Raw genomic sequence first — 7,050 nt, 5'->3', positions numbered from 1 at the left:
ACCTTCACGACCTTTAGGCTGACCGAAATAAATCCCGCCCGTTAATTCACGCACCACTACCATATCAAACCCTTTTGCGGCAATGTCTGCGCGTAAAGGGCAGAATTTTTCTAACCCTTTGTAAAGAGTTGCCGGGCGAAGATTGCAGAATAATTTGAAATGTTTGCGCAATGGCAATAATGCGCCGCGTTCCGGTTGTTGATCCGGCGGTAAGTTTGTCCATTTTGGCCCACCTACAGAACCGAATAAAATCGCATCGGCCTCTTCACAGCCCTTTAAGGTATCTGCCGGTAATGGGCAACCGCAGTGATCAATTGCGGCCCCACCCACATAAAATTCATTGAAGTTGAGTTTAAAACCGAATTTTTCTTGGGCTTTGTTTAATACTTTAATGGCTTCTGCCATCACTTCCGGGCCGATGCCGTCGCCGGGGAGAATTGCGATGTTGTATGATTGCATATTGTTTTCCTATTTTTTTACACAAAAGTGCGGTTAATTTTCTCCCCTCTTTTGTAAAGAGGGGCTGGGGGGGAGATTTTAACGATATAAAATTCACTGATGAGGTTGATGTTACTTCTACCAAATCTCCCCTACCCCCTCTTTGCTAAAGAGGGGAACTCGATAGATTAATGATGTTTATGACTCTTAATATCCGCCACCTTATGCGCACGATAAATGGCATTAATTGCATGAACTAAAGCAAGTGCAGAAGATTCAACGATATCTGTCGCCAAACCGACACCATGGAATTTACGACCTTCATGTTCCACCACAATGTCCACCTGACCTAAGGCTTCTGCGCCTTCGCCTTTGGCGGTTAAGTTATAGTGAGACATTTTGATCTCTAAACCGGTCAAATTTAAGATGGCGTTGTAAACCGCATCGACCGGGCCGTTACCGCCGATTGATGACGTGCTTAATTTCTCACCATCTAACTGTAATTGAACAAAGGCAGTCGCCGGATATTCTTTGGTGGAGTGAGCAGAAAGTTTATCTAACACCAAACGATCTTCATCACCTTGTTGCATGTCGATAAACGCCAACGCTTCCAAGTCATAATCGAACACTTGGCCTTTTTTGTCCGCCAATTTCAAGAAGGCATCATACAATTTATCCAAATCGTAATCTTGCTCGGTGTAGCCCATGTCAGTCATGTGGCCTTTCACCGCTGCACGGCCGGAACGCGCGGTTAAGTTCAACTTCTCTTTCTTCAAGCCAATGGTTTCCGGTGACATGATTTCGTAGGTATTTTTGTTTTTTAACATACCGTCTTGGTGAATACCGGACGAATGCGCAAAGGCGTTTGAGCCGACAATGGCTTTATTCGGTTGAATCGGCATATTGCAAAGCTGGCTGACCATTTGACTGACGCGATGAATTTCTTGCGTGTTGATGCGTGTATCCACACCCATAAATTCTTGACGAACTTTCATTGCCATCACCACTTCTTCCAATGCGGTGTTACCTGCGCGCTCTCCGATACCGTTGATAGTACATTCAATTTGGCGTGCACCGTTTTGTACTGCCGTTAAAGAGTTGGCGGTCGCCATGCCTAAATCGTTGTGGCAGTGCACGGAAATTACGGCTTTGTCGATGTTTGGTACACGGTTGCGTACTTGCGCGATAATGTTGCCGTATTCGTTAGGTAAGCAGAAACCGACGGTATCCGGAATGTTAACCGTTGTCGCACCAGCGTTGATTGCCGCTTCCACAATGCGACAAATATTGTCGATACCGGTGCGTCCGGCATCTTCGCAGGAAAATTCCACGTCATCGGTGTAGTTACGTGCACGTTTCACTGCCGCCACCGCCATTTCCACCACATCGTCAAAGGTGCGTTTTAGTTTGGCTTCCACGTGTAATGCGGAACTGGCAATAAAGGTGTGAATACGGAAAGCTTCTGCTACTTTCAAGGCTTCAGCCGCTGCATCAATGTCTTTCGCTACCGCACGGGAAAGTGCTGCCACACGAGAATTTTTAATATGGCGCGCAATGGCTTGCACGGATTCAAAATCCCCTTGGGATGATACCGGAAAGCCCACTTCCATCACATCTACCCCCAAGCGTTCCAACGCCAAGGCAATTTGCAATTTTTCTTTTACGGTTAAACTGGCTTTCAACGCCTGTTCGCCGTCACGCAAGGTAGTGTCAAAAATAATTACGCGATCTGTCATAACAATATCCTTCTAAAATCACTCCGAAAGTACGCCGGTTTGTATGGTATTTTAAAAACGAAAAAACCCGCAAACTAAAGTGCGGGTTAATCTTTTTGGGTTTTACATTTGACTGTTTTTCACCCACAACTTAGCCGCACAAGGAATGTGAGAGCAGTAAGCTGAGAGATAAAGAAACAGAAGAAAACATAAAAATCCTATCAAATTTTGCTGTAAAACGCCGGCTATGTTACGAATAAATAAAGATCTGTCAAATGCTTTTTTAGCGTTTTATCCCTTCATTCTCAGATTATAAAAAGCATAACCGATACATTTCACTATTTATACTTCATCCTCCAGATAATTCCACTAAAAAATACAATAAAGAAACTATTTTTACACTGTCTTTTCCGATTTTATAGGAGTGGTAAAAAATTCTATTTTTTCTTAATTTTGTGATTCAAATCGCAAAAGTGCAACCAAACACTCGCGAGTTTTTCCATTATTTACATAATCTGCGGGATTTAATCTTTACAATAAAGGACAAGGAATGACTCAAACTCAAGCAACAGAAATTTTGCTTCGTCTATTGCAAGTGCCGAAACTGGGTAACGTGGGGGTTTATAACATTTTATCCAATATCAAATTGACTGATTTTTTAAATTATGATGATGCGATGCTACGTCAAATAGGTTGGACTGACATACAAATACAACGTTGGTTTAAGCCCTGTCACCAATATATTGATCCCGCATTGGAGTGGGCGACAAAAGAAGGTAATTATCTGATTAACTATTTTTCATCCGATTATCCTTACATTCTAAAATGCACCAGCGGTTTTCCCCCTTTATTATTTGTACAAGGTAGTATAGCAGCACTTTCCCAACGCCAAATCGCCATGGTCGGTAGTCGTTATTGCTCGAATTACGGCGAAGCCTGGGCGAAATATTTTGCGACTGAACTCGTCCTAGCCGGTTTTGCGATTACCAGCGGATTGGCGCTCGGTATCGATGGATATTGCCATCAAGCCGCATTGGAAACGGGCGGACAAACCATTGCGGTGCTGGGCAGTGGGCTCAATCAACTTTATCCTCAGAAACACCGTTCACTGGCACAACGTATTTTGGACGCAAACGGTGCTTTAGTTTCAGAGTTTTTACCGGATCAGCCACCGATACCGGAAAATTTTCCCCGTCGCAATCGCATCATCAGTGGGCTTTCCGTCGGCACTTTAGTGATCGAAGCGACCGAAAAAAGCGGTTCGTTGATCACCGCCCGTTACGCCTTGGAACAAAATCGCGAAGTGTTCGCACTGCCCGGAAACCTGCAAAGCGAGTTCAGTCGAGGCTGCCATCAATTGATTAAACAGGGCGCCTTATTGGTGGAAAACGTGAAAGATATTTTGTATACATTAGATGAACATCCCGCGCATGCACAAGCCAAAATTGATTTTGATAAAACCGCAGTCGCAACGCGCAATTCTGCGCCTGCTTCGCCTTATTCCGGCGGAATTTCACCTTCCAATGCGGTGCTAAAAAGCACCTCCAACGCACCGGCACCTTCTGCCATACGCCCGAACCATCCGGAACTTTACGCGCGTATCGGTTATACGCCGATTAGTGTGGACGAATTGGCGCAAGAATTTAATTTAAGTGTTGATGTGTTGCTGGTGCAACTACTGGATTTGGAATTACAAGATTTAATTATGAGCGAAAACGGACTTTATCAGCGCGTATAAAAGCCACGTATAGAGCCTTGCTTGATCCTGTGCTAACATAACGCCTCAATTTTATTGAGGAGAAGCTATGTTAGCGATTATTTCCCCGGCAAAAACCTTAGATTTTGAAAGTACGGTCAGAAATCTCCCAGTTTCTCAACCGCGCTTAACGGATTACAGCGAGCAACTGATTGAAATTTGCCGCAAACTTTCCCCGCAAGATATTGCATCTTTAATGTCTATCAGCGATAAACTAGCCGGCCTAAACGCCGCACGCTTCGCCGAGTGGACAAAATCACATAACGAAAAAAATGCCCGCGCAGCGATTTTTGCTTTCAAAGGCGATGTTTATACCGGCTTGGATGTGAATTCGCTGTCCGATGAGGATATTTCGTTTGCCCAAACTCACCTTCGTATGCTTTCCGGTTTATACGGTTTACTTCAACCGCTTGATTTAATGCAGCCCTATCGCTTAGAAATGGGCACTAAATTAACTACCCCGAAAGGCAAAGATCTTTATGCGTTCTGGGGAAATACGATTACCCAAGCCGTGCAACAAGCTATTGATGCGCAAGGGGACGATGTATTGGTAAATTTGGCGTCTGAAGAATACTATAAATCCATAAAACCGAGCCGATTGGACGCTCAAATCGTTAAACCAGTTTTCTTGGATTACAAAAACGGCAAATATAAAACGGTCAGTTTTTATGCTAAAAAAGCTCGCGGCTTAATGTGTCGTTATATGATTCAAAATCGATTGACCCAAGTTGAACAATTAAAGGATTTTGATTTGAACGGTTATTGGTTTGATGAAACGGCCTCCACTGAAAAAGAATTTGTATTTAAGCGAGATCACGATGAATAAGATAGCTATTATTTTGAGCCTACTCTTGCTTTCCGCTTGTGCAAGCAAGCCTACACAACTCGCTGTACCGGACCAAATCGAATATCAAAATAAAGCCTATCAATTGGCAAAATGGCAAGATTTAGATACGGTGGCGCGTTATGTTTATCTAAGTGCCCCCGATACGCCAGAAAAATGGCAATCGCAAATCGAAGTATTGTTAGATCGCAATATGTTAAACCGCTCAATTGAGGACCGCATTGAACTACGGGAACGCGTGTATCGTAGTACGGACGTCGTATCGTTTAAATTAGCGCCGGTTCAACATGAAAAAACGAAAAAAGCACAAGGTTTAAGCGGTTATGTCGTTTACGCACCAAGCGCAACCAATCCTTCTTGGCAAGTGGATGTAATGCGCGGACAAAACATCCCTCAATGCGGTTTCGTACAATTCCAATATTCGCAAAAAGTAAAAAATAGTCGCCATTTAAGTCGCGAAAAAGTATTGCGACATTTACAAAAATATTTGATTGCTAACGAAGTAAAAACGCTAGATAAAATGGATTGGCGATGGCATTGCCAACATTTGACTTAAAAAAGTTTATCTAGATCAAAATGCCGATAAATTTCAGGAATTTTTCTAGAGCGGATAGGCCGAATAGTGTAACCTTAGTTGCATTTCTTATTCTATTAAATTCAAGTAGGTAATATATGATTAAAAAAATCGCAGTATTGACCAGCGGCGGAGACGCGCCGGGGATGAATGCGGCAATCCGCGGCGTAGTGCGTGCGGCATTGGCAGAAGGATTGGAAGTATTTGGAATCTATGAAGGCTATCAAGGCTTATATAACAATAAAGTTAAGCAATTAAACCGCTATAGCGTATCCGATATTATTAATCGTGGTGGTACTTTTTTAGGTTCGGCGCGCTTCCCTGAATTTAAGAATCCGGAAATACGTGCGAAATGTGCGGAGATTTTACGCTCCCACGGCATCGACGCTTTAGTAGTTATCGGTGGTGACGGTTCTTACATGGGCGCCAAACTCTTAACGGAAGAGCACGGGTTCCCTTGCGTGGGGATTCCTGGCACCATCGACAACGATGTCGCCGGTACAGATTACACTATTGGCTATCAAACCGCATTGCAAACTGCCGTAGAGGCTATCGACCGTTTACGTGATACGTCAAGCTCTCACCAACGTATTTCTATTGTAGAAATTATGGGGCGCCATTGTAGCGATTTAACCATCTCTGCAGGCATCGCAGGCGGTTGCGAATATATCGTCGCGTCTGAAGTAGAATTTGATCGCGAAGAACTTATTCGTCAAATTGAACGCAGTATTATTCGAGGTAAACGCCATGCAATTATTGCGATTACAGAGCTGTTAACTGATGTGCATTCGCTCGCTCACGAGATTGAGGCTCGCGTAGGGCATGAAACCCGTGCAACTGTGCTTGGTCATGTTCAACGCGGCGGTTCACCTTGCGCTTTCGATCGCATTTTAGCATCACGTATGGGGGTTTATGCAGTGGATCTCTTGCTCCAAGGCAAAGGTGGCTACTGCGTAGGCATTCAAAACGAACAATTGGTTCATCATGATATTATTGATGCTATCAACAATATGCATCGTGAATTTAAAGGCGACTGGTTGGAAGTGGCAAAACGCTTAGAATAATTTGGCGAATATAAAATGCTTTTGAGCAGTCAATGCGGTGCTCAAAAGCACGTTGAAAATAACTTCGGTAAAGTGATGAACAAAATAACTCTTGTAGAAATTGATTTTTAGGATAGTTCTTGTTTTTCTTATATAAAAAATATCATTTTCCTTTGACTATTTTCTTTACAACAGGTAATATTCGCGCCCTATGCAAAAGGTAAAACTACCCCTCACCGTTGACCCGCAAAAAGATGCTCAAAGACGGCTTAATTATGCTGGTTATTATGCGGCAAATCAGTTGAAGCGTTTAGCAAAATCAGTGGTAAACGTGCTCAGTGATGCACAGGTAACATTGTCGTTTTATATTGATCCGCAGAAATTGGTAGTGATGAAAGGTGAAGCGCAAGTTGAGGTTGAATTAGAATGTCAACGTTGCGGTGAGCCACTCAAGCAAACATTGGAATGTGAATTTACTTACAGTCCTGTGGCTAGTTGGGATCAGGCTGAGGTATTGCCCCAAATTTATGAGCCAATCGAATTTAATGAGTTTGGCGAAATAGATTTAATTGGCACGGTGGAAGACGAGTTAATTTTAGCTTTGCCGCTTGTACCAATGCATTCACCTGAACACTGTGAAGTGTCCGCGCAGGAACAGGTTTTTGGCGAATTGCCTGACG

General features: G+C 43.4%; 7 protein-coding genes. 5 read left to right on the top strand and 2 right to left on the bottom strand.

Annotated elements, in window-relative coordinates; all coding sequences use genetic code 11:
• Together ACO59Y_RS05240 and leuA are read right to left on the bottom strand one after the other, a co-directional pair.
• A partial coding sequence (locus ACO59Y_RS05240) for an isocitrate/isopropylmalate family dehydrogenase (RefSeq protein ID WP_486131267.1) occupies nt 1-459 on the bottom strand: 459 nt, incomplete at its 3' end.
• Nucleotides 460-626: 167 nt separating this feature from the next.
• Nucleotides 627-2,174, bottom strand: coding sequence for a 2-isopropylmalate synthase (leuA, locus tag ACO59Y_RS05235; RefSeq protein WP_486131265.1), 1,548 nt, complete (start codon nt 2,172-2,174; stop codon nt 627-629).
• 529 nt (nt 2,175-2,703) lie between these two features.
• On the opposite strand from leuA, the gene dprA reads away from it, so the two are divergent.
• The 5 genes from dprA to yceD all read left to right on the top strand — a co-directional run.
• Nucleotides 2,704-3,891 (top strand): DNA-processing protein DprA, encoded by a 1,188-nt coding sequence (gene dprA, locus ACO59Y_RS05230; RefSeq protein WP_486131263.1) that lies wholly within the window; start codon nt 2,704-2,706, stop codon nt 3,889-3,891.
• A 67-nt stretch (nt 3,892-3,958) separates the two neighbouring features.
• Entirely contained in the window at nt 3,959-4,735 is a 777-nt protein-coding gene (gene yaaA, locus ACO59Y_RS05225) for a peroxide stress protein YaaA (protein WP_486131261.1), read from the top strand.
• Entirely contained in the window at nt 4,728-5,309 is a 582-nt protein-coding gene (locus ACO59Y_RS05220) for a hypothetical protein (RefSeq protein WP_373603181.1), read from the top strand. The genes yaaA and ACO59Y_RS05220 overlap by 8 nt, the downstream gene beginning before the upstream one ends.
• Before the next feature lie 116 nt (nt 5,310-5,425).
• Complete coding sequence (gene pfkA / locus ACO59Y_RS05215; RefSeq protein ID WP_373603182.1) at nt 5,426-6,391, top strand: 6-phosphofructokinase; 966 nt, start codon at nt 5,426-5,428, stop codon at nt 6,389-6,391.
• A 190-nt stretch (nt 6,392-6,581) separates the two neighbouring features.
• Nucleotides 6,582-7,050 (top strand): 23S rRNA accumulation protein YceD (gene yceD / locus ACO59Y_RS05210; protein ID WP_486131258.1); only part of this gene is annotated, 469 nt, incomplete at its 3' end.

This window comes from Rodentibacter sp. (assembly GCF_057314195.1).
Note: the sequence above shows the minus strand (reverse complement) of the source record. Positions and strands in the feature narration are given on the sequence as shown.

Coding starts and splice junctions, on each gene's coding strand:
- ACO59Y_RS05220 (WP_373603181.1), top strand. CDS start 4,728: ATGAATAAGATAGCTATTATTTTGAGCCTACTCTTGCTTTCCGCTTGT.
- pfkA (WP_373603182.1), top strand. CDS start 5,426: ATGATTAAAAAAATCGCAGTATTGACCAGCGGCGGAGACGCGCCGGGG.
- dprA (WP_486131263.1), top strand. CDS start 2,704: ATGACTCAAACTCAAGCAACAGAAATTTTGCTTCGTCTATTGCAAGTG.
- leuA (WP_486131265.1), bottom strand. CDS start 2,174: ATGACAGATCGCGTAATTATTTTTGACACTACCTTGCGTGACGGCGAA.
- yaaA (WP_486131261.1), top strand. CDS start 3,959: ATGTTAGCGATTATTTCCCCGGCAAAAACCTTAGATTTTGAAAGTACG.